Below are 25,589 nucleotides of genomic sequence, written 5' to 3' on the forward strand. Positions count from 1 at the left end.
TCTGACCCCGGCTTTAGCAGCTCTACATATTCCGGAACAGCGCCATGAACGGCTGGCTCACGGCCAGCGTTTCCGGCCGCGTCTTCAGGCGCAAGGCGCCGCGCCCGACCTCGTCGCGCGTCACGGAGGCCACCATCTTCATGTTGACGATGGTGGAACGGTGGATCTGCTTGAAGATGGCCGGGTCGAGCACGTCGAGCAGTTCGCGGATCGGCTTGCGCAGCAGCGCTTCGCCGTCCGCCGTCATGACGGCCGTGTACTTGGTGTCGGACTGAAAATAGGCGATGTCTTCCACCATGATCAGCCGCGTATCCTTGCCGCTGCTGGCCGTCAGCCACACCAGCGGCGGCGACTTGGCGGCGGCCGGCAAAGCACTACTCAATTGCTGCAGCAGGCCGGCCAGCGCGCCGCCGCCCGCCCGGGCCTTGCCGGCCCGCGCCTGCACACGCTGCAGGGTCGCTTGCAGGCGCTCGCGTCCAATCGGTTTCAACAGATAATCGACGGCGCCCTTGTCGAAGGCATCGATCGCGTACTGGTCGTAGGCCGTGACGAACACCACCTGCGTGGCGGGACTCGCTTCGAGCGCGCCGGCCGCCACTTCCAGCCCCGTCAGGCCCGGCATGCGGATATCGAGGAAGGCGACGTCGGGCTTGTGCGTGGCGATGGCCTCGAGCGCCGTGCCGCCGTCATCGCAGGCGGCGACGATGCGCAGTGCCGGCCACTCTTCGGTCAGCAGGGCCACGAGCGCGTCGCGCAGCAGGGTTTCGTCCTCGGCGATCACGCAAGTCATCTCAGGCTGATGCATACGACACTCCTTGCGCCGTGCTGTCCGGCACCGTGATGGTGGCTGTCACGCCATCGGGGAAATTGGCGACGATGGCAAACGCGGCGGCATTGCCGTAGGTCAGGCGCAAGCGTTCGCGCACATTGCGCAGTCCGATGCCCGTGCCGGCGCCGTCGTCGCTGAAACCCTTGCCGTCGTCGGCCACCGTGACGATCACCGTGCCGTCGCCGCTGCGCGCCATGATCCAGATGGTGCCGCCGCCGCTTTTCGGCTCCAGGCCATGCTTGATGGCGTTTTCCACCAGGGTTTGCAGCATCATCGGCGGCAGTTCCACCTGGCGCAGGTATTGCGGCACTTCGATCTGCAGGTTCAAACGCCCGCCCATGCGGATTTTCAAAATATCGAGGTAGGCGCGCGCCCGTTCCAGCTCCGTGCCCAGGGTCGACATGGCTTGCTCCGTACGCGGCAGTGAATGGCGCAGGTACAGGATCAGATTGCCCAGCATTTCGTCGGCGCGCACGGGGTCGCTGCGCGTGAGCAGCTGCGCGCTGGCCAGGGTGTTGTACAGGAAGTGCGGCTCGACCTGCGCATGCAACAGGCTCAGCTTGGCCACCGTGAGCTCCTTTTCCGTCACCGTCTGGCGCGCCTCGGCCTGCTCGCCGCGCCGGCGCTGCGCCACGCGGCGCGTCAACGCCCGCGTCACCGCTTCCGCGTTTTCCAGGTTGCTGCCATGGTCAACGAGGAACCAGTCGGTCCAGGCATTGCGCGCCGGTTCGCAGATCAGGGTCACGCTGCCCGCCTCGCCATTCGGCGTGACGGTGGCTAGGATCTGGTTCGGCCGCGGCTCGAGGAAACCGAGCACGCGCATGCGGGGCAAGCCCGTGTGCGTGTAGGGCGCGGCACGGCGCACTCTAGCCTGCACTTGCAGGCTGTCGCGCGCGCTTTCGACCACTTCGCTGCCCGGCAATTCGCGGATGGCCGCGTCGATCATGTCGAACGTTTCGCCCGCTTCGAACGGGATCTCGATCTGGCGCCGCTGGCGGCTCGACAGCGTGCCGGCATTGACGGCGCCGGCGATCAGGCGCACGCGCCGCACGTGCGAAAACGCATTCGTGATGACGGCGCTGGCCAGCAGCGCGCCGACGATGACAAAGAAGCCTTCCGTATTCCCGAAGATATAGCGCAGGAAGTTCTCGACCAGGATCGCCGTGGCGATGATGTAGGTGAGCATCGTGGCCACGGTGATGCGCAGGATAAAGAAGAGGCTAGTCATGATTTTTCCTTGGGGTTTGAAGTGGGCCAAGCATAACCATCGGCCCCGGCGGCGGTGGCCATTATGCGATGGAAGCCAAGTAGTGGCGACAAAGGCTGCAAAATAAAGCATCAATCCGCGCCACTTCAAAATAAAATCGCTTGCAATTAAATAGCACGCGATATATATTATGTACATGGACGCCGGCAAGTGCTTCTGCAGACGGAGATCCTGGGGCGAGAGCCCATGAAACAAGTAGTACACTATTTAGTAGCCACCTATTTATCTACCTAAAGGAAACCATCATGTCGATCAAACAAGTCCTGTACCGCGCTCAAGCCACCGCCACCGGAGGCCGCGAAGGCCGTGCCGTGTCGTCCGACAACGTGCTGGACGTCAAGCTGACCACGCCAAAAGAACTGGGCGGCAATGGCGCCGTCGGCACCAACCCGGAACAACTGTTCGCCGCCGGCTACTCGGCCTGCTTCATCGGCGCCATGAAATTCGTCGGCGGCCGCGACAAGATCGCCGTGCCAGCGGATCTGTCCATCGAAGGCAACGTCGGTATCGGCGCCATCGAAACGGGCTTCGGCATCGAAGTGGAACTGAAAATCTCGCTGCCAGGCATGGAACGCGCCGCCGCCGAAGCGCTGGTCGCCGCCGCCCACATCGTCTGCCCGTACTCGAACGCCACGCGCGGCAACATCGACGTCACCTTGACGATCGTCTAATCCCGGCCGCACGTACTGACACTCCCCGGCCGCGCCCTGACGCCGCCGGGGATTTTTCGTTAACGCAACACCTGCAGCGCCTGCAGCAGCTTGTCCGCCAGGGCCGGCGCCGAGGCGGGATTCTCTCCCGTGATCAGTTCGCGGTCGACCACCACGTTGCTGGTCCACGGCGCCTGGTTCTGCACATAGCGCGCGCCGGCCGCCTGCAAGCCCGACTGCGGATAGAACTTCATCGTCCCGCCCTTCAGCGCGCCTTGCGCCGCCAGTTCTTCCTGATTGCTGATCACCGTCATGCGGTAGCCGCTGTAGATCCAGTCCGCCGGCTTGGGCGGCGTGCGTCCCGCTTCCAGCGCGGCCGCAAACGCTGCCGCCTGCGGCAAAGCCGACAGCAAGGCGATGGGGCCATGGCACAGCAGCGCCGTCGGCTTGCCATCCGCGTGGAACTGGCGCAGCAAGGCGCCCAGGCTGGCATCCTTCAACAGATCCTGCATCGGCGCGTGGCCGCCCGGCACCAGCACGGCCGCGTAGTGGCCATAACCGATCTGCTCCACGCGCTTCAGGCTGATCACGGGCGAGCGGCCCGGCACCGTCAGCGCCAGCTGGTCCAGCAGTGCCTTGTGCGCCGCGTGCGCGGCGGCGTCGCCGCCAAAGTAATCGACCGTATCCGAGCTCGCGTCCAGGGTGGGCGCCTTGCCCTGCGGCGTGGCGAACGTCACCGTGTGGCCCGCGTCGAGCAGCTTCTTCACGGGCTGCATCAATTCATTCAGATAAAAACCCGTCGGGAAGACCTTGCCGTCGCGCAGCTCGAGGTGATTGGCGTCCGACAGCACGACGAGGACCTCGGCCGCCTGAGCGGTGGAAAAGGCGGCGAGCAACAGGCTGCTGATCAGTAATTTTTTCATGGTGTGGCCTTTCTGTAGAGAGGTCACCAGCATATTCCGAATCAAAATTGGGAAAAATGATGAATAATGCACAGCACTGATGCAGAATAAGACCGAATAGAAGCGCCGAATAGGAATGAAATGGATAAATTGCAGGCGATGCAGCTGTTTCGCCGCGTGGCCGAGCTGGGCAGCTTTCGCCGCGCCGCCGATGAACTGGACCTGTCAGCGTCATATGTGAGCCGGCGCATCGGCCAGCTGGAGCAGGAACTGGGCGGGCGCCTGATGACGCGCACCACGCGCCAGCTGGCCCTGACGGAAACGGGCGCCGCCTACCTTGAGCACTGCCGCAAGCTGCTCGACGAGCTGGCGCAGGCGGAAGACATGGTGGCACACTCGACGGCGCACGTAACGGGCCGCCTGCGCATCAACGCGCCGCTGACCTTGGGCGTGGGCGAGCTGGCCGAGGGCCTGGCCGATTTCATGGCCGACTGGCCCGCGCTGCGCCTGGACGTCGACCTGAAGGATGAATATGTCGACCTGGCGGCCGCCAACTACGACCTGGGCTTTCGCGTCACCACCGCGCTCAACGATTCGAGCTACGTGGCGCGCCATATCCACGACTACCGCCTGCACATCTGCTGCGCGCCCGCCTACCTGGAACGCCACGGTCCCTTGCGGGAAGCCACGGACCTGACGCGCCAGCGCTGCTTCATCTACAGTCACGCGCTGTTCGGCAGCCGCTGGCCGCTGCGCCATGCGGGACCGCACAGCGACATCGAAGTGCCGAACTGGGTCCGCACGAACAACACGCTGTTCATGCGCAGCCTGATCCTGCGCGGCCTGGGCATCGGCATCCTACCCACCTTTGTCTGCCGCGAGGAACTGGCCAGCGGCGCCCTGGTCGAGCTGTTTCCGGACATCGAGCGGCCCAGCCTGGCGCTGTTCGCCATCTATCCGTCGCGCCAGCTGGTGGCGCCCCGCGTGACGCGCTGCATCGAGCACCTGAAGCAGTGGTATGCGCAGCGCTATCCCACGCCGGCTGCGTGAAGCCGGTAAAATCACGCCACTCTCAATCAAGGATGACCCATGATCAGCTGGCAATGGAACACGTTCGACGAACTCGGCGCCCACGATTTGTACCAGGTGCTGGCCTTGCGCCAGCGCGTGTTCGTCATCGAACAGCAGTGCATTTACCCGGACCTGGACGGCCATGACCAGCAAGCCATGCATTTGCTGGGCTGGCAAACGGTCGATGGCCAGCGCCAGCTGGCCGCCTACCTGCGCGTGCTGGCACCGGGGGCCAAGTACGTGGAAATGTCGCTGGGCCGCGTGCTGACGGCGCCCGAGGCACGCACCACGGGCGCCGGCAAGCATCTGCTGGCGGAAGGCATCGCGCGCGCCGAACGCCAGCATCCCGGCCACGCCATCCGCATCGGCGCGCAGCAGTACCTGGAGCGCTTCTATCAATCGTTCGGCTTTGTCACCGTCAGCGCGCCATACGACGAAGACGGCATACAGCACGTCGACATGCTGCGCGCGGTGGAGAAATGACGACGGCCCTGATTTCCTGGAGCGGCGGCAAGGATTCCTGCCTGGCCCTGTGGCGCGCGCGCAACGCCGGCATGGACGTGCCGCTGCTGATCACGGCCATGGATGAAGATGGCCGCAAGTCGCGCTCGCACGGCGTGCCGCCCGAGCTGCTCGCCGCGCAGGCGGCCAGCCTGGGCGCGCGCCTGCAGCGCTATCACGCCAGCTGGGCCAGCTACGAAGAGCAATTCATCGCCATGCTGCGCGCGGCAAAGGCCGAGGGCATCGATCACGCGCTGTTTGGCGACATCGACTTGCAGCCGCACCGCGACTGGGAAGAAAAAGTCTGCGCGGTCGCCGGCCTGACGGCCCACCTGCCCCTGTGGGGCGGGGATCGCCGCGCGCTGGTCGACGAATTTCTCGCCGCCGGCTTCAAGGCCATCGTCGTGTGCATCAACGGCCAGCACCTGCCGCGCGCATTTTGCGGACGCGAGTTCGACGCTTCCTTCCTGGCCGACCTGCCGCCCGGCGTCGACGCCTGCGGCGAAAACGGCGAATTCCACACCTTCGTCTACGACGGGCCCGCCTTCAGCGCACCGGTGGCGCTACGCCGCACGCAAGTGCTGCAATATGACGCGCCGGCCAAGCTGGGCGGCGCCACGTATTACTTCCAGGAACTGGCCCCGCCCGAGGCGTAAAGGGCCGCCAAAGCAAAAAGGGCGATTCCGTGGAATCGCCCTTTTGTTTGCTGCCCTGCGCGTGCTTACTTTTTCGTCACGCTCACCAGCTTGATCTCGAACAGCAAGCCGGCATAGCCAGGAATCTTCGGCGGGCTGCCCGCCTTGCCATAACCGAGGTCATACGGAATGGCCAGCACGCGCGTGCCGCCGACCTGCATGCCGACCAGGCCGCGGTCCCAACCCAGGATGACCTGGCCGATACCGAGAGGGAAACTAAAACCGGCGCCAGTCTGGTTCGCATCGAATTGCACGCCCTTATTGTCCGGCTTGCTTGCGTCATACAGCCAGCCCGTGTAAGTCACCAGCAGGGTATCGCCCGCTGCCGCTGCCGTACCGGTGCCGACCACCGGATTGGTAATGGTCAGTTCTTTCACTTGCGTATTCGGGTCGAGCACGACCGGCTTCTCGGTGTTGGCAGCAGCACCGCAAGCGGTCAGGGCCACGGCACAAGCGAGGGTGGCGATCATTTGAAATACCGATTTCATGGTTTCCCTTTAAATATTGGTGTGTGGCTGAGGCCCGTACGGTGCGGACCGGTGCGAGCAGCAGTTTAACAGGAGTCGCGCAGCCAATTTGTAAGCAGACGTAAGCGCGGCGGAAGATTACGCAACAATACAACATTGCCAGAATAACCATTCCGCCGCATTGTCACGTCTAGATTTCCACCTGCGTGCCCAGTTCGATCACCCGGTTGCTCGGGATCTGATAGTAGTCGGCCGCCGTGCGCGCGTTGCGCGACATGGTGACGAACAGGTGCTCGCGCCACGGCATCATGCCGGCGCCCGGCGTCGAAATGATGGTCTGGCGCGCGATGAAGAACGACGTTTCCATCATCTCGAAATCCAGCCCCTGCTGCGCGCACTGGGCCAGCGCGGACGGAATGTCCGGTTCATCCTTGAAGCCGTAATGCACATTGACCTGGTAGCACTGATGGCCCAGGTCCACCACGCGCACGCGCTCCGATGGCGCCACCCACGGCTCTTCATGCATGAAGACGGTGAGGAAAATGACGCGCTCATGCAACACCTTGTTGTGGAGCAAGTTATGCAGCAGCGCATGCGGCACGCCATCCGTTTCGCCGCGCAGGAAGATGGCCGTGCCCGGCACGCGCAGCGGCGGCGCGATGAACAGCGACGAAAGGAAATCGTCGAGCGGGATCGCATGCTTTTCCAGGTTCTGGAACACCAGCTGGCGGCCGCGCTTCCAGGTCAGCATGACGATGAACAAAATCGAGCCCAGCAGCAGCGGGAACCAGCCGCCATGGAACAGTTTCAGGGCAGTCGCCGACACCAGGTTGACGTCGATGATCAGGAAAAAGCCCGTGGCGGCCCAGCACAGGGCCAGGTTCATCTTCCAGCGGTAGCGGATGACGAAGAACGTCAGGATCGTGGTCGACAGCATGGTGGCCGTCACGGCGATACCGTAGGCGGCGGCCAGGTTTTCCGACGAGCCGAAGCCGACGACGGCCAGCAGCACCACGGCCAGCTGCAGCCAGTTCACGGCGGGGATGTAGATTTGCCCGATTTCGCTTTCCGACGTGTGGCGCACGCGCATGCGCGGCAAGAAGCCCAGCGCGATCGCCTGCTTGGTCATCGAGAAGGTGCCGGAAATGGTCGCCTGCGAGGCGATCACGGTGGCCATGGTCGACAGGATCACCAGCGGGTACACGCTCCACGCGCCCAGCTGCTGGTAAAACGGATTCGTGACGGCTTCCGGATGCGCGAGCAGCAAGCCGCCCTGGCCCAGGTAGTTCAGCGCCAGCGCGGGAAAGGCGATCAGGAACCAGGCCAGGCGGATCGGCTTCTTGCCGAAGTGGCCCATGTCGGCGTACAGCGCCTCGGCGCCCGTCAGCGCCAGCACCACGGCGCCCAGGGCAACGAAGGCAACGAAGCCGTTATTCATCAGGAAAGTCGCCGCGTGCAGGGGATTGAGCGCAGCCAGGATGGCTGGCGACTTGATGATGTTGACCACGCCCATACCGGCCAGCGCGGCAAACCACAGCACCATGATGGGGGCAAAATAGCGGCCGATGCCGGCCGTGCCGTGCGATTGCACCGAGTACAGCGCCACCAGCACGACGATGGTCAGCGGCACGACATACGGACTGAAGGCGGGCGTGGCCACTTCCAGGCCTTCGATGGCCGACAGCACGGAGATGGCCGGCGTGATCACGCTGTCGCCATAGAACAGGGTGGCGCCGAAGACGCCGATCACCATCAGCGGGAAATGCCAGCGCGACAGGCGGCTGACGGACGACAGCACCAGTGCCATCAGGGCCATGATGCCGCCCTCGCCGCGGTTATCGGCGCGCAGCACCAGGGTCACGTACTTGAGCGAGACGATCAGGGTCAGGCCCCAGAAGATCAGCGAGACGATGCCCAGCAAGTTCTCGGGCGACAGCATCAGGCCGTGGGCCGGGTCGAAGACGGTCTTCAGGGTGTACAGCGGACTGGTACCGATATCGCCGTAAACGATGCCGACGGCCGCCAAGGTCAGGCCAGCCAGGCCGCTTTTTTTATGTTCCGACGTCAAGATTGCACCCGTTTTTGTTTTGTTGCATCGCACAATATGATAGGTATTAGCAAATAGCAAGAGTATTTTTGCATGGTTCCGCAGCTGCCCCAAAGTCGTGGTTTTGTGCCGCTCCGCCTTGCTGCGCGGGCTTGCGGCCATTGATTTGTTGCCATTCTACGCCTCGCCAGCGGCGCCGGGCAGCCCCCGATGTTTTCAGCCATAATGACAGACTGTCTACTCTCCTGCGAAGCCCATCATGAATCCAGGCATGTTGTACGCCTCCCTCGCCTTCCTGTGCTGGGGCCTGTTCCCCCTGTACTTTCATGCCATCGGCGAGATCGCGCCGCAGGAGATCCTCGCGCACCGCATGGTCTGGTCGCTGTTGTTCCTCGGTATCGTGCTGACCGTGCGCCGGCAGTGGAGCTGGCTGGGCAGCCTGAAAGCGCAGCCCAAGGTCGTGGCCAGCTTCGTCGCCAGTGCGTTTTTGCTCTCGGCCAACTGGTTCATCTATATCTGGGCCGTCAACAATGGTCACGTGGTCGACGCCAGCCTCGGCTACTTCATTACGCCCCTGATCAATGTCATGCTGGGCTTTCTGCTGCTGCACGAACGCCTGCGCCGCCTGCAGTGGCTGGCCATCGGTCTGGCCGCCTGCGGCGTGGCCTGGCTCACCTGGCAGGCGGGGCAAGTGCCTTGGATCGCCCTGCTGCTGGCGGCCACCTTCGGCGGCTATGGCTTGCTGCGCAAGACGGCCGCGCTGGGCGCGCTGGAAGGCCTGTCGTTCGAAACATTGATTCTGTTCCCCCTGGCGCTGGCCTACATGCTGTGGCTGGCCTGGCATGGCCAGAGCGGCTTCGTCAATACAGATTCCACCGCCACGCGCGCGCTGCTGCTGGCATCCGGCCCCATCACGGCCATTCCCCTGCTGCTGTTTGCCGCCGGCGCGCGCCGCCTGCCGCTGGCCGTGCTGGGGCTATTGCAATACATCGCCCCCACGGGCCAGCTCCTGATCGGCGTATGGGTCTTCCATGAATCGTTCACGCCCGAGCGCATGCTGGGCTTCCTCGTCATCTGGACGGCGCTTGGCCTGTATGCGGCCGAAGGCTTGTGGAGCAGCCGCCGCGCGCGCGTGGCCGCCTGACCGGCCCGTTCCGGCAGCGCACAGCGCTGGCCGGAAGCGGGCGTTTACCGTATCCTGTCCGTCTTTGTATATCACCCGAGATTTCTAATGGCAAATTACGTCTACACCATGAATCGCGTGGGCAAAATCGTCCCGCCCAAGCGTCAGATTCTGAAAGATATTTCCCTCTCCTTCTTCCCAGGCGCGAAGATCGGCGTGCTGGGCCTGAACGGCTCCGGCAAATCGACCCTGCTGAAAATCATGGCAGGCATCGACACCGACATCCAGGGCGAAGCCGTGCCGATGCCGGGCCTGAACATCGGCTACCTGCCGCAGGAACCGCAGCTGGACCCGGCAAAAACCGTGCGCCAGGAAGTCGAATCGGGCCTGGGCGAAGTATTTGAAGCGCAAGCCAAGCTGGAAGCCGTGTACGCCGCGTATGCAGAGGAAGACGCCGATTTCGACGCCCTGGCCACGGAACAGGCACGCCTGGAAGCGATCATCTCGACTTCCGACGGCGGCAATCTGAATTTGCAGCTGGAAATGGCCGCCGACGCGCTGCGCCTGCCGCCATGGGACGCCACCATCGGCGTGCTGTCCGGTGGTGAAAAGCGCCGCGTGGCGCTGTGCAAGCTGCTGCTGTCGAAACCCGACATGCTGCTGCTCGACGAACCGACCAACCATCTGGATGCGGAATCGGTCGACTGGCTGGAACAATTCCTGCTGCGCTTCCCCGGCACCGTGGTGGCCATCACCCATGACCGCTACTTCCTCGACAACGCGGCAGAGTGGATCCTGGAGCTGGACCGCGGCCACGGCATTCCATGGAAGGGTAACTACTCGACCTGGCTGGACCAGAAGCAAGCCCGTTTGAAGCAGGAAGAGGCGACGGAATCGGCGCGCCAGAAAGCGCTGCAGAAGGAATTGGAATGGTCGCGCCAGAACCCGAAAGCGCGCCAGGCCAAGTCGAAAGCCCGTCTGGCCCGCTTCAACGAGCTGTCCGAGCACGAATACCAGAAGCGCAACGAAACGCAGGAGATCTTCATTCCCGTGGCCGAACGCCTGGGCAATGAAGTCATCGAGTTCAAGAACGTGTCGAAAGCGTTCGGCGACCGCCTGCTGATCGATAACCTGAGCTTCACCGTGCCGCCAGGCGCCATCGTCGGCATCATCGGCCCCAACGGCGCCGGTAAATCAACCCTGTTCAAGATGATCACCGGCAAGGAAACGCCGGACAGCGGCGAAGTGGCCATCGGCCAGACGGCGCGCGTGTCCATCGTCGACCAGAACCGCGATAGTCTCGCTGACAACAAATCCGTGTTCGAAGACGTGTCCGGCGGCGCCGACATGCTGACCGTGGGCCGCTTCGAAATGCCGTCGCGCGCCTACCTGGGCCGCTTCAACTTCAAGGGCTCGGACCAGCAAAAGCAAGTGGGCAACCTGTCCGGCGGTGAACGCGGCCGTCTGCACCTGGCGAAAACCCTCTTAATGGGCGGCAACGTCCTGCTGCTCGATGAACCGTCGAACGATCTGGACGTGGAAACCTTGCGCGCGCTGGAAGACGCCCTGCTGGAATTTGCCGGCAGCGTCATGGTCATTTCCCATGACCGCTGGTTCCTCGACCGTATCGCCACGCACATCCTGGCGTTCGAAGGCAACTCGCAAGTCACCTTCTTCGACGGCAACTATCAAGAGTACGAAGCCGACAAGAAGAAACGCCTGGGTGAAGAAGGCGCGAAACCAAAACGCATCCGCTACAAGCCTTTGACCACGTAATTTCGGTCTGGCCATGCAAAAAGGCAGTTACCTCGCGGTAACTGCCTTTTTTTTCAGCAAACTTCCAGGTGATTAGAAGTTGTAGCGTGCACCTAAAGCGAGGCCGGTAGCCTTGCGGCCCTGGTCGGCGCTCTTGCCGAAGTGTTCCACTTCCGCCGTCAGCGAGACTTTCTCGTTGATCGCGTACTGGGCCCCGACGGAAGCGTACACGCCCGTCTTGTCGTTGCCGCTGATGCCGGTCGACAGGCCCGTGCCGCTCAGGCTATTCTTGACCTTGGCCACGCCGAGCTTGCCGAACACGCCAACCTTGTCGGTCACGGGCATGGTGGCCTTGCCGGCCAGGTAGTAGCCGTGCGAATCGCTTTTCACGGAACCGTTGCCGGCGCCGGTGACATAGCTGTAATCCTTGCTGCCGAAATCGGCATAACCGCCCTCGACCGCCCAGGTCTTATCGAAATCGTAACCGGCGAAGATCTTGGCGCCTGCCTTGTAGCCGCTGTGATTATCGGCGCTGGTGGCGCCAGGAATATCGAAGTTATAACGGTTGCCCGTGACGCCGGCACCCACATAGGCGCCTTCGGCATGTGCGGCGCTCATGCCGGTCAGTGCGGTAACGGAAGCGATCATTGCAAACAGGATTTTCTTCTTCATCATGTTCTCTCTCTCAATTAGTGAATGGTGCCTGGATTCGCAGTTCAGCGAAGTGCGATGAGGACACAATAACAGCCGAAAAAAGCTACGTCTTTCACCATTCCGTAAGAACTGTGACAAGATGTAAGTCGAGATTCCAAACTGACAATAACCGTAAAATGCGCACCGTTGAGCGAACTTAATATAGACTTAAGAACATTATCGATTTTCAGTCAGAGGAGAAGTGCATGCATAAACGCCAGTTTCTCGCCGCCGCCATGGCCGGCGCGGCCCTGCCCGCCATCGCCCGGGCGGCACCCGCCGGCCTGCGCGGTCCGGCCTTGCTGACCGTCACGGGCAGCATCGACAAGCCGAACCGGGGTCCGTTCGACGCCGTGCGCGACCAGATGATGCACAAGCAAAAGATCAGTTTTGAGCGGGCGCGGGCATTCGACTTTGCGGCGCTGGCGAACTTGCCGGCGCGCACGATCCACCCCACCCTGGAATACGACGGCAAGGCGCATGCCTTGCGCGGGCCGTTGCTGGTCGATGTATTGAAGGCGGCGGGCGCGCCCGAGGAAGGTGAGATTCGCTTGCTGCTGCGCGCCGTCGATGGCTATGCGGCGGCGCTGACCATGGCGCAGGCGCGCGCCCAGCGTTTTATTGTCGCCACCCACCTGGACGGGCAAGCGATGGCGCTGGGCGGGCTGGGGCCGCTATGGGCGATCCACGATGCGGACCGCATCGCGGCCGTGGCGGCGCTGCCCCTGGCCGAACGTTTTGCCAGCTGCCCATGGGCGCTGTATCACATCGGCGTGGAGGCGGGTTGACGCGGTTGAGGCAGATTAAGCGTAGGCTTCGGCCATCGACATCACCCGTGGCGCGATGGTGATGCCATGGTCTTCGAACAGCGCCGTGATCGCCGCCAGGTTCTGCGTGCACTCCTCGGTCTTCCAGCCCTTGAAGATGTCCGTGCCATCCTTCTGGAAATGCAGGTCCAGCACTTTGCCTCCATCCTTGTGCAGGTAGGGCGAACTATAGGTGTTCTCGAAGCCCAGCGCCTTCAATTGCCCCAGCAAGGCTGACGGTGGATGGTCGGGATCGGTGGCGAGAAAAATGCCGAAGGTCTTGCCAGGCGGCTTGGCGGCGATGTCGACCTCGTAGATGCCGGGGGCCTTGCTGACGGACGTACTCTTTAAAAATAACATGCAACACTCCCTGCGCGTAATATCCTGCGCCTGAAACGGGCGGCAAGACAGGGGCGGTGCGCAATGATTCCCCTCGTCAAATCTTATTGCTAATTGGCATCTTTGTCGACAAATCGGCACTTTTATTTGGTAAGTCGTGGTTATCTTGTCGCGTTCGCCAGGGGAAATTATCAATAAAACCAGTTATCATTGCGCCAATATCCGCCCTGCTGCATACTTTTGGCTTGCGTCACGATAGCCTTCCCGCCGGCCACTCCCCGTCTCCATGCGTCTTCTGTCGATCAAATACCGCCTGCTCATCCTCCTGACCCTGATCCTGGGGGCGGGCTTCATGGCGACCAGCCTGGCCAGCTACCTGGCCTCGCGCCAGGCCATCGAACACGGCATCGCCGACCAGACCTTGCCGCTGACGGGCGACAATATTTATTCGGAGATCCAGAAGGACATGCTGCGCCCCGTCTTCATTTCCTCGCTGATGGCGCACGACACCTTCGTGCGCGACTGGATACTGGCCGGCGAAAACAAGCCGGAGCAGATCGTGCGCTACCTGGCCGAGGTCAAGAAGAAGTACGGCGCCATCACCAGCTTTCTCGTCTCGGACAAGAGCAGTAAATATTACTATGCGGAAGGCACCTTGAAATCCGTCAGCCCGCAGGCGACGCGCGACATCTGGTACTACCGCGTGCGCGCCATGGACAAGACCGATTATGAAACGAATGTCGACATCGACATGGCCAACCGCGACAGCATGACCATCTTCATCAACCACCGCGTGGTTGACTACGACGGCCAGTTCATCGGCGCCACCGGCATTGGCCTGACCCTGGACACCATGAGCCACATCATCGACCGCTACCAGGCGCGCTTCCACCGCAACATCTATTTTGTCGATGCCGCCGGTACCCTGGTGTTGGCGGGCAAGACCATGCGCAACGGGCGCGGCAATATCCGCAGCCTGCCCGGCGTGCGCGCCATTGCCGAGCAGATCATCAACCACCGGAGCGAACCGACGCATCTGTCGTACCAGTTGGGCCGCGCGGAAATCCTCGTCAATTCGCGTTTCATCCCCGAACTGGGCTGGTACCTGGTGGTCGAGCAGAATGTCAGCGACGAAGTCCAGTCGCTGCAGCGCGTGTTCATCTTCAACCTGGCCATCAGCTTTGGCGTGACCCTGCTGGTCTTGGGCTTGACCCTGCTGACGGTGAACCGCTACCAGCGCCGCATCGAGCGCATCGCCTCGACGGATGCGCTGACCGGGCTCTTGAACCGCCAATCGCTGGAATTGCTGTTCCAGCGCGCCATGCTCTTGTCCAGACGCAACGAGCAGCCGATGTCGGCCATCCTCTTCGACATCGATTTCTTCAAGCGCGTCAACGATACGCACGGCCATCTGTGGGGTGACAAGGTCATCCGTGGCGTGGCCGACGTGGCGCGCGCCACCGTGCGCGAAAGCGACGTCATCACGCGCTGGGGCGGCGAGGAATACCTGGTACTGCTGAATAACTGCAGCCTGGCGCAAGCGGCGGAAGTGGCGGAAAACCTGCGCGCCGCCATCGAAGGCCACGATTTCGGCCTGCCCGCGCCGCAACTACCCGTGACGATCAGTTTGGGCGTAGCCGAGTACCGGCCGGAGGAGAGCGAATCGGCCTTCTTTTCACGCGCCGACAGCGCCTTGTACCAGGCCAAGCATCACGGCCGCAATGGCGTGCACGCGGCCTGAGTCATCCGCCGCGCTTGCGCCTGGCCAGATCCTGCGTGGGCGCCACCAGCGACCGGTACAACTCGCCCGTCGCGGCATCCCAGCTTTGCACGGCCAGCTGCTGGCGTTGCACGGTGGCCGAATCACCGCGTGCGATGGGGCCGGACAGCGCGGGCGCGGCGCCCAGGCGAAATACATTGGCCACCGCTTCCGTCACCAGAGGCTGCGCCAGTTCGCGCGCCACCGGCTCGGGAATGCCGGCCGCCTGGTAGGCGCGCAAGGCCGCGTCGAGCACCGTCACCAGGTAATTGCTGGCGAAGACGGCAGCGGCGTGATACAGGGTCTTGGCGGCCGGATCGATGGGCACAGGGCGCGCGCCAATGGCATTCAAGGCCGGCGTGAGGAAGGCCAGCGCCAGCGGATCGCCTTCCACGCCGCAAAACGTGCCGTCGAAGGTGGCGGCCACCTGTGCCGGGTCGGCAAAGCTGCGGATCGGGTGGGCGCTGGCGACAAAGGCGCCGGCCTGCGTGGCCGCCAGCAGCACGTTCGAGGCCAGCGCGCCGCTGCAGTGAAACACGATGGCGCCCGCCTGCCGTCCTTCGGCCACCAGCGCCGCGCAGGCCGGGCCGATCTGGTCGTCCGAGACGGCCAGCATGGTGACGTCGGCGTGGCGCAAGGCCGCATAGCTGGCGACGGGCGTGCCGGCGCCGATGAAAGCCACGGCCGCTTGCGCCGAGGCCATCGACCGCGTCAGCACATCCTGCACCAGGATTTTTCCGCCATGCGTCCCCTCGGTTTGCGCAAACAGCCTGCCCAGCACGCGGCCCACGTGGCCGGCGCCGATGATATTGAGTGTGACGTTCATGATGATTTTCTAAAAGCTCGATCCCGGCTGGCGCAAAAATTCCAGCTCTTGCGGCGTGGACGCGCGGCCGAGGATGGCGTTACGGTGCGGGAAGCGGCCAAAGCGGGCGATCACTTCCTGGTGGCGCTCAGCGTAGTCGAGCATGCCGTCAAAACCGGGCTGCGCCTGCGACAGCAGCTGGAACAGCTCGACGGCGCGCGCCTGCATGGCCAGGTCTTCCGCGTGTTCGAACGGCAGGTAGGCAAAAGCGCGCAGCATCGGCGGCAGTTGTCCATCCTGCTCCGCTTGCGTCAAGGCGATGGCCAGCGCCAGCGCCTGAGCGTCGCCGGCAAAGGCGCGCGGCGTGCCGCGATACACATTGCGCGTGAACTGGTCGAGCACGATGAGGCGCGCCAGCGCGCCATGCGGCGTCGCATCCCATTCGCGCAAGCCGCCGTCGATGGCGGCATCGATCAGCGCGCCGAAACGCGCGCGTATCTGTGCGTCAAAGCCGTCATCCTTGCGGAACCATTCCGCACGCGATTGGCCATAGTCTGGGTTATCCGGCGGCAGGAACCAGAAATCGAGTACCTCTTGGGCCTGTGCATCCATGTCCATCCTCTCGGCATCCATGTCAATTGCGGGCATGCGACAGCTGGAAGCCGGCGATGCCTTCGAAGGCGGCCAGTTCGGCCGACATGGCCGACAGGCTGGCGCCCGTATTCTTGCCATGCGCGATGGCGACAAAGCGCCATTCCTGCATGCCGTCGTTGCTGCCAATGGTCAGCGAGCCGCCGGCGATGTCATAGCCGCGCTTGGCGGCCATGCGCCGCAGCGCATCTTCACGGGGAATGAACCCCTGCTTGAAGCGCATGGTGATGGCCACCGCATGGCGCGACGGCAGCCAGTTCTCCAATTTTGACAGAAAAATCATCGCCATCGCGCACAGGAAGGCCAGGCCCATGGCCGACAGATAAAAGCCGATGCCGACCATGATGCCGATCACGGACGAGGCCCAGATCGAGGCGGCCGTCGTCAGGCCGCTGATATTGAAACCCTCGCGCATGATCACGCCGGCGCCGAGAAAACCCACGCCCGTGACGATGCCCTGGATCACGCGCGTGGGATCGCTGCCGACGATGGCGCCATGGCCGCCGTACCAGAACTCGGGATAGCCGCCCAGCACCGTCAGCGCGGCCGAAGCCATGCAGACCAGGCTGTAGGTGCGCATGCCCGCCGCGCGCCCGTGATACGAACGCTCGTAGCCCACCAGCAAGCCCAGCAGCAGCGCGCCCAGCAGGTTCAGCAGGATCACGCCATTCGTCGCCAGCTCAGCCGGCGACCAGTAGGCGCGCAGGAAGTCGATAGTCGGCATTTAATCCTGGGGCTTTTTCGTCAGCTGCTTTTCAAACGCCACATCGAGCTTGCTGACGCGGCGCGCCTTTTGCGGTCCCAGGCCATTGACGAAGGCGACAAAGGCATCGAGTTCCAACGGCGGGCACAAAGGCGGCAAGCCGGGGCCTTCGGTAAGAAAAAACAGTTCATCGCCCGTGCGCGCCATCGTGTAGAGGCGGTTGCCGGTGCGTTCCTTGAGCCGTTCGATGGCGGACGTGGCGCGGGTCGAGCGCATCAGATGGCTCCCGTGCGCTGTTCCAGCCACGCCAGCGCACTGCCGGCCAGGTGCGGCGCCAGGCGCGCACGCACGGTGGCGTGATAGTCGTTGAGCCAGGCCGCCTCGTCGTCGCGCAACAGCGAGCGTTCCACGCAGCGCGTATCGATCGGGCACAGGGTCAAGGTCTCAAAACGCAGGAATTCGCCGAACTGCGTCGTTTCCGCCGCGACGTTGAGCACCAGGTTCTCGATGCGGATGCCCCACTGGCCGGGGCGATAAATGCCCGGTTCGATGGACGTGATCATGCCCGGTTCCATCGCCGTCTGCGGCTCCGGCATGGCGGACTGCGAAATCGATTGCGGTCCTTCATGCACGTTGAGGAAAAAGCCCACGCCGTGGCCCGTGCCATGGCCAAAGTCGATGCCTTCGGCCCACAGGGGTGCGCGGGCAATAGAGTCGAGCATGGGTGACTTCACGCCGCGCGGGAACTGCGCGCACGACAGGGCGATCATGCTGCGCAAGACCAGGGTGAAATCGCGCTTGTGCCCGGCCGTGATCTTGCCGACGGGGACGACGCGCGTGATGTCCGTGGTGCCGCCCCAATACTGGCCGCCCGAGTCGATCAGCAGCAAGCCGTCGCCTTCGATGGTCGCTGCCGTATCCGCATGCGCGTGGTAATGCATGATGGCGCCATGCGCATTGAAGCCGGCGATGGTGCCGAAGCTGGGGCTGACAAAGTGCGCGCGGCGGGCGCGGGCGGCCGTCAGGTGTTCGTCGACGCCGATTTCCGTCAACGGCGCGCGCTGCGGGTCGGCCAGGGTGGCATCCAGCCAGCTGAAAAATTCGCACAGGGCGGCACCGTCCTGCTCCATGGCGGCGCGCACATGCGCCGCTTCGCCGTCCGTCTTGCGCGACTTGGCCAGGGTGGTCGGGTTGATGGACTCCACTACCCGCACGCCCTCGGCCACGGCCTGGCGCGTGCCGAACGTAATGCGGCGCGGATCGAGCAGCAAGGTGGTGCCGGCCGGCAAGGCGGCCAGCACGGCCGCCGTGCGGTCATACGCGGCCACGTCCACGCCTTCGCTTTCCAAGGTAGCGCGCAGGGCGGCCGGCACTTTGCCGTCGGCGACGAACAGGGTGGCGCGCTCCGGCCCCACCAGCGCATGCGCGAGGAAGACGGGGTTGTAACTGACGTCGGCGCCGCGCAGGTTGAACAGATACGCGATGTCGTCGAGCGTGGAAATCACATGGTGGCTGGCGCCGTGGGCGGCCATGCCGGCGCGCAGGGCCGCCAGTTTTTGCGTGCGCGACAGCGACGGATAGGCGGCCGCATGCTCAACCACGGGCGCGGCCGGCATGGCCGGGCGATCGGGCCAGACGGCTTGCAGCACGTCGGTGTCCGTGCGCAGGGTCACTTCCTTACCCAGCGCCTGCTGCAGCAATCGCGCATTGGCCAGGCCCAGCACGGCGCCGTCGACGGCCACCGTCTGCCCCGGCTGCATGGTCTCGCCCAGCCAGTCGATATACAGCACGCTGGCGCCGGACGGGATTTTTTTAAGGACGATGCCGCTGCCGGCCAGCTCGTCTTCCGCCTGTTCCCAGTAGCGGCCATCGGTCCACACGCCGGCGACATCCTGCGTCACGACCAGGGTGCCGACGGAACCCGTAAAGCCCGACAGCCACTCGCGGCCCTGCCAGCGCGCCGGCAGGTACTCGGACAAATGCGGGTCGGCCGATGGCACGATCAGCGCATCGATATGCTGCGCGCGCATGGCGGCGCGCAGTTGCGACAAACGGGAGGCGGGAGTGGCTTGGTCAGGTGTCTGCATGGGGACGAAAAGAGCGGTGCTGGGAAGTGCCTATGATACCCCGATTAGGCCGGGTAAAGCACTGCGTGCCCGCAACGCCTTTTCCGCCGGTTTCAGGTTGCGTTCGAGTTTTTTACGGACGCCCGCATGGCGCACCTGCTCCAGCGCCGTGCGCAGGGCTGCCAGGCTTGCCTGGGTGGGGATGGTTTCCACGCCATGGCCGAGCGCCATGGCCAGCGACTGCGACGGCGCGCTTTTCGCCGTGCCCGGCGCCACGCACACCTGCGGCAGCAAGGTGGCGATGACGGGCGCGAACCATGCGTCATCGCGGTAGGAGGCCACCCGCGCGGCGCGCGCCAGCACGCCGGAATCGGCCGTGGCAAAGGCCGCATCAGCCACATACGGCAGCTGGCCGGCATGGATGGCGGCGATGTGCGCAGCCGCGTCTTTCAGGATGGCACGCGAAAAGTCGGCATACGCGGCGTCGCCGGCCAGCGCCATCGCGGGATCCATGTCGCCGATGTCGTCGCGGCTCCAGTGCCCGCCGTGCGGCGAACGGGCCAGCGCCAGCAAGGAGGCATCGCACAGTTGCGGCAGCAAGGCCAGTTCGCGCAAGGTCAGCGGCATCGGCAGCAAGGCGTGGCGTGCCTGCATGGCAGCATCCAGCCGCGCCAGCGCCTTGGCGCCAGCCAGGCGCGCCTGCAGGAATGACTGGTAGTGCTGCTCCGTCAAGTGCCGTACGTCATCCATCGACACCTCATTCTCCATCATCGGCCTCGTAGCGGCGCAAGCCTTCCAGGTCCAGCACGCGGATGCCGCCGTAATCGAGGCGCAATAAACCTTTTTTTTCCAGCACCTGCAAGGCCTGGTTGGCGCGCTGGCGCGAAGAACCGGACAGCAAGCCGATTTCTTCCTGCGACAGTTGCACCAGGGTGTCCACGCTCGGGTACAAATGCGAATGAAACATCGACGCCAGGCAGCGCGCCACGCGCGTGTTCAGGTCGAGCAGGCGCTCGTTTTCCATCATGCCGATGAACTGGCCCAGGCGCTCGTTGAGCTGCATCAGCAGGAAGCGCGTGAATGGCAGACTCGTTTCCAGCAGCCAGTGGAAGGTGCTGGCAGGCAGGCGCGCCACGCGCGTATCGCGCACGGCGATGGTGTCGTATTTGCGCATCTCGCGCTTGAGCAGCGAACCTTCGCCAAACCAGCTGCCCGGTGACAAGCCCGTAAACGTCATGGCCTTGCCCGAGGCGGAAAAATTATTCATCTTGACCATGCCGCTGATGACGCCGATCCAGTTGTCCACCGGCTCGCCCTTGCGGCAGACAAAGCCGCCTTTCGGCACGAAAGTCTCGAACACATCGGCTTCGACCCGTGCCATTTGCAAGGGGTCGAGCAGCTGCGCCCAGTGGGCCGCGCGCACGGCATCCTTGAGGCTGATATCAGGATTGATCATTGTGCGATGCACCATCGAAAAGTGGGTAAATGTCCCCGAAAAGACAACTTGGCAAACTAACGCAAGCTACTATCATTGCACAAACGCCTTACACATAAAAAACACAGAGCGCCATCCAACGAGGTGGTGCCTGAGACAAGCAACAGGGAGACACTGGTGCAAACGAATACCACAGCAGCAATGCCGACTTTTCCGCGGCGCTTATTGCAACACGGGACAGTACGGTCCGACAAGCCCGCGTTTCGCGAAAAATACCTGGGCATCTGGCAAACCTGGACCTGGTCCGAGGTGAACGAGGAAGTGCGCGCGCTGGCCTGTGGCCTGGCCGCCATCGGCTTCCAGCGCGGCATGAACCTGGCCATCATCGGCGACAACCGTCCCCGCCTGTACTGGGCCATGCTGGCCGCGCAAAGCCTGGGCGGCGTGCCCGTGCCACTGTACCAGGACGCGCCCGCCGCCGACATGGCCTACGTGCTGCAGGATGCGGAAATCCGCTACGCCATCGTCGAAGACCAGGAGCAGGTCGACAAGCTGCTCGAACTCAAGGCCCTGTATCCGCACGTCGCCCACATCGCCTATGACGATGAACGCGGCATGCGCCATTACCGCCAGCCGGAGCTGACGTCCTTTGCCGCCCTGCAGACGCTGGGCCGGGCCTATGACCGCGAACATCCGGGCTTTTTCGACGCCGCCGTGGCAGCGGGCCAAGGCAGCGACTCGGCCGTGATCCTGTACACCTCGGGCACCACGGGCAAGCCGAAGGGCGTGTGCCAGAGCCATACGGCACTGCTGGCAGCCGGCGAAGGCGGCGTCGCCTTCGACAAGCTCACCGACAATGAAGACATCCTGTCCTACCTGCCCATGGCGTGGGTCGGCGACTGCCTGTTCTCGCTGGCGCAAGCCATGGTGGCCGGCTTCACCGTCAACTGCCCCGAATCGGGCGACACGGTGATGATCGACATGCGCGAAATCGGCCCCACCTGCTACTTTGCGCCGCCGCGCGTGTTCGAGAACATGCTCACCAGCGTGATGATACGCATGGAAGACGCGAGCAGCATCAAGCGCCACATGTTCAGCCATTTCATGGACGTGGCCAAGCGCTGCGGCGCGCAGATCCTCGATGGCAAGCCCGTTCCGCTGGCGGACCGCATCAGCTACAAGCTGGGCGAACTGCTCGTCTACGGCCCCCTGAAAAACGTGCTGGGACTGTCGCGCGTGCGCGTCGCCTACACGGCCGGCGCCGCCATCGGCCCCGACCTGTTCCGCTTCTACCGCTCCATCGGCGTCAACCTCAAGCAGCTGTACGGCTCGACCGAAACCTGCGCCTACGTGTGTCTGCAACCGGACGGCAATATCAAGTTCGACAGCGTCGGCTTGCCCGCGCCCGGCGTGGAAGTCAAGCTGGCACCCAATGGCGAGGTGCTGGTCAAGTCGCCCGCCACCATGAGCGGCTACTTCAAGCGTCCCGACGCCACGGCCGAAGTGATCGACGATCACGGCTACTTCCATACCGGTGACGCGGGCGTGTTCGACAGCGAAGGCCATCTGAAAATCATCGACCGCGCGGCCGACGTGGGCAAGATGAATTGCGGCGCCATGTTCGCGCCCAACTACATCGAAAACAAGCTCAAGTTCTTCCCCTTCATCAAGGAAGTGGTGGCCTTCGGCCATGCGCGCGACCAGGTGTGCGCCTTCATCAACATCGACATCGAAGCGGTGGGCAACTGGTCCGAGCGGCGCGGCATCGCCTACTCCGGCTACACGGATCTGGCGGCGCGCGCCGAAACCTATGGCTTGATCCGCGACTGCATCGAGCAGGTCAACGCGGAACTGGCAGCCGACCCGCTGATGGACCGCACGCAGGTGCACCGCTTCCTCGTGCTGCACAAGGAACTCGACCCGGACGACGACGAGCTGACGCGCACGCGCAAGGTCCGCCGCAAATTCATCGCCGAAAAGTACGCGGTGCTCATTTCTGCCCTGTATGAAGGCAAGACAACGCAATACATCGAGACCCAGGTGAAATTCGAGGACGGCCGCACCGGTTCGACCAGCGCCGACCTGCAGATCTGGGACAGCAAAACGTACCGGCCCCAGGGCCTGGCCGCATGATGGAGCACAGCACGATGCAAATGAACGAACCCGACGCCCATTTCGGCACGGCCCGCAAGGCGGGTCCCGTGATCCTCGACCTGAAGAACATCTCGCTGTCGTTCGGCGGCGTGAAAGCGCTGACCGACATCTCGTTCGACGTGAAACAGCATGAAATCCGCGCCATCATCGGCCCGAACGGCGCGGGCAAAAGCTCGATGCTCAACGTGATCAATGGCGTGTACCGCCCGCAGCAGGGCGAAATCATCTACCGCGGCGAGCACCGGCGCGGCATGGACTGCTATGCGGCCGCCAAATCCGGCATCGCGCGCACCTTCCAGAACATCGCCCTGTTCAAGGGCATGACGGTGCTAGACAACATCATGACGGGGCGTAACCTCAAGATGAAGTCGAATTTCCTGCTGCAAGCCCTGTACTGGGGCCCGGCGCGGCGCGAGGAAATCGAGCACCGCAAGAAGGCCGAGGAAATCATCGACTTCCTGGAAATCCAGGCCATCCGCAAGACGCCCGTGGGGCGCCTGCCCTACGGCCTGCAAAAGCGGGTGGAACTGGGCCGCGCGCTGGTGGCCGAACCGGAAATTTTACTGCTCGATGAACCGATGGCCGGCATGAACGTGGAAGAAAAGCAGGACATGTGCCGCTTCATCCTCGACGTCAACGACCAGCTGGGCACGACCATCGTGCTGATCGAGCACGACATGGGCGTGGTGATGGATATCTCCGACCGCGTGGTGGTGCTCGATTACGGCAAGAAGATCGGCGACGGCACGCCCGACGAGGTGCGCAGCAACCAGGATGTCATCAACGCCTATCTCGGCGTGGCGCACTAGACGAGGAATAACAATGAATATCAATTTTTTCTTTGAAGTGCTGATCGGCGGCCTGCTGTCGGGCGTCATGTACGCGCTGGTGGCGATCGGCTTCGTCCTGATCTACAAGGCGTCGGGCGTGTTCAACTTCGCGCAGGGCGCGATGGTGTTTTTCGCCGCCCTCACCTGCGTCGGCATCATGGACAAGTTTGGCCTGTCGCTGTGGCTGGCCATCCCGCTGACGATGGTGACCATGATCGTGCTGGGCATGGCGATTGAAAAAGTCGTCTTGCGCCCCCTCGTCAACCAGCCCGAAATCACACTGTTCATGGCCACCATCGGCCTGACCTTCTTCATCGAAGGGCTGGCACAGCTGATGTGGGGCTCGCAGGTGCACAAGCTGGACCTGCCCATCGAAGACGTGCCGATGCCCTTCCTGATGGACCATTTCAACATCATCATCTCGCAGTTCGACGTGGTGGCGGCCGGCATCTGCGCGCTGCTGGTGATCTGCCTGGCCTTGCTCTTCTCGAAAACCAAGGTGGGCCGCGCCCTGCGCGCCGTCGCCGACGACCACCAGGCGGCGCTGGCCGTGGGTATCCCGCTGCAGCGCATCTGGGCCGTCGTGTGGGGCGTGGCGGGCCTGGTGGCGATGGTGGCCGGCTTGCTGTGGGGCGCGCGCAACGGGGTGCAGTTCGCCCTCACCTTCATCGCCCTGAAAGCGCTGCCGGTGCTGATCCTCGGCGGCTTTACGTCGGTGCCGGGCGCCATCGTCGGTGGCCTGATCATCGGCGCGTCGGAAAAGCTGGCCGAAGTCTACCTCGGCCCCATGGTGGGCGGCGGCATCGAAGGCTGGTTCCCGTATGTGCTGGCCCTGCTGTTCCTGCTGGTGCGTCCGGAAGGCCTGTTCGGCGAGAAGATCATCCGACGAATATAAGGCCCCAAGCACATCGTAGGTCGGATTAGCCGAAGGCGTAATCCGACAAACACCCCAACAGCCAGTAAAGGACACGCCATGATTTACCGTGAAGCAGGACAATTCAAGACCAGCTACCAGGCTGACAACCAGATTTTCCCGATCAGGCAAGACCGCCTGGCGCTGACGGCCACGCTGCTCGTCGCCGTCTTCCTCCTGCCGTATTTCGCCTCGCCCTACATGCTGTCGGCGATCCTGATCCCCTTCCTGATCTTCGCCCTGGCGGCGCTGGGCCTGAACATCCTGACCGGTTACGCGGGCCAGCTGTCGCTGGGCACGGCCGCCTTCATGGCCGTGGGCGCCTTTGCCTCGTATAACTTCATGGCCCGCCTGCCTGGCTTGCCGCTGCTCGTGTCCTTCATCCTCGGCGGTCTGTGCGCGGCCATGGTGGGCATCGCCTTCGGCCTGCCGTCCTTGCGCATTCGCGGCTTTTACCTGGCCGCCTCCACCCTGGCGACGCAGTTCTTTGTCGTCTGGTGCCTGACCAAGATTCCGTATCTGACCAACTACAGCTCCTCGGGCGTGATCACGGTGCAGAAGATGACCATCCTCGGCTACCAGTTCGACACGCCGCAAAGCAAATACCTGCTGGTGCTGGCGATTGTCGCCGGCATGGCGCTGCTGGCCAAGAACATGATCCGCTCGAACGTGGGCCGCTCGTGGATGGCCGTGCGCGACATGGACATGGCGGCCGAAGTGATCGGTTTCAGACTGATGCGCACCAAGCTGCTGGCATTTGCCGTCAGCTCGTTCTACTGCGGCGTGGCCGGCGCCCTGTATGCGTATGCCTACCTGGGCACGGTGGAACCGGAAGCGTACAACCTGGACCTGTCCTTCCGCATCCTGTTCATGATCATCATCGGCGGCGTCGGTTCGATTCTCGGTTCCTTCCTCGGCGCTGCCTTCATCGTGCTGCTGCCCGTCTTCCTGAACACCATCGCGCATGGCCTGGCATTGCCGACCAGCGTGGCTTCGAACCTGGAACTGATGGTGTTCGGCGCGCTGATCATTTTCTTCCTGATCGTCGAGCCGCACGGCCTGGCCAGGCTGTGGCAGATCGCGAAGGAAAAGCTGAGACTCTGGCCCTTCCCACACTAAGTTTTTGCA

The 25,589-nt window shown here is 63.4% G+C and carries 26 protein-coding genes; 12 read left to right on the forward strand and 14 right to left on the reverse strand.

The window, feature by feature from the left end:
- Positions 1–22: 22 nt before the first annotated feature.
- Positions 23–805, reverse strand: coding sequence for a LytR/AlgR family response regulator transcription factor (locus MRBLMS1_RS17610; protein ID WP_485880717.1), 783 nt, complete (start codon positions 803–805; stop codon positions 23–25).
- Entirely contained in the window at positions 792–2,057 is a 1,266-nt protein-coding gene (locus MRBLMS1_RS17615; RefSeq protein ID WP_128140777.1) for a histidine kinase, read from the reverse strand. The genes MRBLMS1_RS17610 and MRBLMS1_RS17615 overlap by 14 nt, the downstream gene beginning before the upstream one ends.
- A gap of 284 nt (positions 2,058–2,341) precedes the next feature.
- Between MRBLMS1_RS17615 and MRBLMS1_RS17620 the strand changes: the two genes are divergently transcribed.
- Complete coding sequence (locus tag MRBLMS1_RS17620) at positions 2,342–2,767, forward strand: organic hydroperoxide resistance protein (protein ID WP_034752862.1); 426 nt, start codon at positions 2,342–2,344, stop codon at positions 2,765–2,767.
- A gap of 59 nt (positions 2,768–2,826) precedes the next feature.
- Here the strand turns inward: MRBLMS1_RS17620 and MRBLMS1_RS17625 are convergent, their stop codons facing one another.
- Positions 2,827–3,669 carry a type 1 glutamine amidotransferase domain-containing protein gene (locus MRBLMS1_RS17625; RefSeq protein WP_485880720.1) on the reverse strand — a complete coding sequence of 281 codons (843 nt, stop codon included), beginning with the start codon at positions 3,667–3,669 and terminating at the stop codon, positions 2,827–2,829.
- Between the two features lie 120 nt (positions 3,670–3,789).
- On the opposite strand from MRBLMS1_RS17625, the gene MRBLMS1_RS17630 reads away from it, so the two are divergent.
- From MRBLMS1_RS17630 to MRBLMS1_RS17640, 3 genes are read left to right on the forward strand one after another with little or no spacing between them, the layout of a single operon-like run.
- Complete coding sequence (locus MRBLMS1_RS17630; protein WP_070304446.1) at positions 3,790–4,698, forward strand: LysR family transcriptional regulator; 909 nt, start codon at positions 3,790–3,792, stop codon at positions 4,696–4,698.
- Positions 4,699–4,737: 39 nt separating this feature from the next.
- Entirely contained in the window at positions 4,738–5,202 is a 465-nt protein-coding gene (locus MRBLMS1_RS17635; RefSeq protein WP_485880723.1) for a GNAT family N-acetyltransferase, read from the forward strand.
- The gene (locus MRBLMS1_RS17640; RefSeq protein ID WP_128140774.1) at positions 5,199–5,876 is read left to right on the forward strand and encodes a Dph6-related ATP pyrophosphatase; all 678 of its coding nucleotides are present in this window, start codon (positions 5,199–5,201) and stop codon (positions 5,874–5,876) included. Before MRBLMS1_RS17635 ends, MRBLMS1_RS17640 begins: the two co-directional genes overlap by 4 nt.
- A gap of 65 nt (positions 5,877–5,941) precedes the next feature.
- Here the strand turns inward: MRBLMS1_RS17640 and MRBLMS1_RS17645 are convergent, their stop codons facing one another.
- Both MRBLMS1_RS17645 and MRBLMS1_RS17650 read right to left on the reverse strand, forming a co-directional pair.
- Positions 5,942–6,403: an FKBP-type peptidyl-prolyl cis-trans isomerase gene (locus tag MRBLMS1_RS17645; protein WP_485880725.1), complete on the reverse strand. Its 462-nt coding sequence runs from the start codon at positions 6,401–6,403 to the stop codon at positions 5,942–5,944.
- A gap of 169 nt (positions 6,404–6,572) precedes the next feature.
- Entirely contained in the window at positions 6,573–8,450 is a 1,878-nt protein-coding gene (locus tag MRBLMS1_RS17650; protein ID WP_139091334.1) for a potassium transporter Kup, read from the reverse strand.
- 238 nt (positions 8,451–8,688) lie between these two features.
- Here MRBLMS1_RS17650 and rarD point away from each other — a divergent pair, with 238 nt between their 5' ends.
- Together rarD and ettA are read left to right on the forward strand one after the other, a co-directional pair.
- On the forward strand, positions 8,689–9,573 hold the full coding sequence (rarD, locus tag MRBLMS1_RS17655; RefSeq protein WP_139091333.1) for an EamA family transporter RarD: 885 nt from the start codon (positions 8,689–8,691) through the stop codon (positions 9,571–9,573).
- An 87-nt stretch (positions 9,574–9,660) separates the two neighbouring features.
- A complete protein-coding gene (ettA, locus tag MRBLMS1_RS17660) occupies positions 9,661–11,328 on the forward strand; it encodes an energy-dependent translational throttle protein EttA (protein ID WP_034752850.1) in 1,668 nt (555 codons plus the stop codon).
- A 72-nt stretch (positions 11,329–11,400) separates the two neighbouring features.
- Here the strand turns inward: ettA and MRBLMS1_RS17665 are convergent, their stop codons facing one another.
- The gene (locus tag MRBLMS1_RS17665) at positions 11,401–11,982 is read right to left on the reverse strand and encodes a porin family protein (RefSeq protein WP_034752848.1); all 582 of its coding nucleotides are present in this window, start codon (positions 11,980–11,982) and stop codon (positions 11,401–11,403) included.
- Positions 11,983–12,206: 224 nt separating this feature from the next.
- Between MRBLMS1_RS17665 and MRBLMS1_RS17670 the strand changes: the two genes are divergently transcribed.
- Positions 12,207–12,788: a putative pterin-binding protein gene (locus MRBLMS1_RS17670; protein ID WP_485880729.1), complete on the forward strand. Its 582-nt coding sequence runs from the start codon at positions 12,207–12,209 to the stop codon at positions 12,786–12,788.
- Between the two features lie 15 nt (positions 12,789–12,803).
- Here MRBLMS1_RS17670 and MRBLMS1_RS17675 read toward each other — a convergent pair whose 3' ends face one another.
- A complete protein-coding gene (locus MRBLMS1_RS17675) occupies positions 12,804–13,166 on the reverse strand; it encodes a hypothetical protein (protein WP_485880731.1) in 363 nt (120 codons plus the stop codon).
- 265 nt (positions 13,167–13,431) lie between these two features.
- Between MRBLMS1_RS17675 and MRBLMS1_RS17680 the strand changes: the two genes are divergently transcribed.
- Complete coding sequence (locus MRBLMS1_RS17680) at positions 13,432–14,886, forward strand: sensor domain-containing diguanylate cyclase (RefSeq protein ID WP_485880733.1); 1,455 nt, start codon at positions 13,432–13,434, stop codon at positions 14,884–14,886.
- Between the two features lies 1 nt (position 14,887).
- On the opposite strand, the gene MRBLMS1_RS17685 is transcribed toward MRBLMS1_RS17680, so the two are convergent.
- The 7 genes from MRBLMS1_RS17685 to MRBLMS1_RS17715 are packed head-to-tail and all read right to left on the reverse strand — an operon-like array spanning position 14,888 to position 20,585.
- Positions 14,888–15,730, reverse strand: coding sequence for a Rossmann-like and DUF2520 domain-containing protein (locus MRBLMS1_RS17685; protein ID WP_485880735.1), 843 nt, complete (start codon positions 15,728–15,730; stop codon positions 14,888–14,890).
- Positions 15,731–15,739: 9 nt separating this feature from the next.
- Positions 15,740–16,327: a DUF924 family protein gene (locus MRBLMS1_RS17690; protein WP_485881034.1), complete on the reverse strand. Its 588-nt coding sequence runs from the start codon at positions 16,325–16,327 to the stop codon at positions 15,740–15,742.
- Positions 16,328–16,343: 16 nt separating this feature from the next.
- Positions 16,344–17,084, reverse strand: a complete 741-nt coding sequence (locus tag MRBLMS1_RS17695; RefSeq protein ID WP_092713279.1) for an MgtC/SapB family protein — start codon at positions 17,082–17,084, stop codon at positions 16,344–16,346.
- Positions 17,085–17,339, reverse strand: a complete 255-nt coding sequence (locus tag MRBLMS1_RS17700; protein ID WP_046681889.1) for a hypothetical protein — start codon at positions 17,337–17,339, stop codon at positions 17,085–17,087. It lies immediately after the preceding gene.
- The gene (locus MRBLMS1_RS17705) at positions 17,339–19,150 is read right to left on the reverse strand and encodes an aminopeptidase P family protein (protein ID WP_485880738.1); all 1,812 of its coding nucleotides are present in this window, start codon (positions 19,148–19,150) and stop codon (positions 17,339–17,341) included. Before MRBLMS1_RS17705 ends, MRBLMS1_RS17700 begins: the two co-directional genes overlap by 1 nt.
- 30 nt (positions 19,151–19,180) lie before the next feature.
- Entirely contained in the window at positions 19,181–19,900 is a 720-nt protein-coding gene (locus MRBLMS1_RS17710) for a hypothetical protein (RefSeq protein WP_485880740.1), read from the reverse strand.
- Positions 19,887–20,585, reverse strand: a complete 699-nt coding sequence (locus tag MRBLMS1_RS17715; protein WP_485880742.1) for a Crp/Fnr family transcriptional regulator — start codon at positions 20,583–20,585, stop codon at positions 19,887–19,889. Before MRBLMS1_RS17715 ends, MRBLMS1_RS17710 begins: the two co-directional genes overlap by 14 nt.
- Positions 20,586–20,765: 180 nt before the next feature.
- On the opposite strand from MRBLMS1_RS17715, the gene MRBLMS1_RS17720 reads away from it, so the two are divergent.
- The 4 genes from MRBLMS1_RS17720 (at position 20,766) to MRBLMS1_RS17735 (ending at position 25,580) form a co-directional block, all read left to right on the forward strand.
- Positions 20,766–22,697: an AMP-binding protein gene (locus tag MRBLMS1_RS17720; RefSeq protein WP_485880744.1), complete on the forward strand. Its 1,932-nt coding sequence runs from the start codon at positions 20,766–20,768 to the stop codon at positions 22,695–22,697.
- A gap of 14 nt (positions 22,698–22,711) precedes the next feature.
- Entirely contained in the window at positions 22,712–23,527 is an 816-nt protein-coding gene (locus tag MRBLMS1_RS17725; protein WP_034753577.1) for an ABC transporter ATP-binding protein, read from the forward strand.
- Positions 23,528–23,546: 19 nt separating this feature from the next.
- Positions 23,547–24,443 carry a branched-chain amino acid ABC transporter permease gene (locus tag MRBLMS1_RS17730; RefSeq protein ID WP_175444594.1) on the forward strand — a complete coding sequence of 299 codons (897 nt, stop codon included), beginning with the start codon at positions 23,547–23,549 and terminating at the stop codon, positions 24,441–24,443.
- Positions 24,444–24,521: 78 nt separating this feature from the next.
- Positions 24,522–25,580, forward strand: a complete 1,059-nt coding sequence (locus tag MRBLMS1_RS17735) for a branched-chain amino acid ABC transporter permease (protein ID WP_034752817.1) — start codon at positions 24,522–24,524, stop codon at positions 25,578–25,580.
- Positions 25,581–25,589 lie beyond the last annotated feature (9 nt).

Source organism: Massilia sp. LMS1-1-1.1, assembly GCF_040815535.1.
In the GTDB taxonomy this organism is placed as follows: domain Bacteria; phylum Pseudomonadota; class Gammaproteobacteria; order Burkholderiales; family Burkholderiaceae_D; genus Janthinobacterium; species Janthinobacterium aestuarii.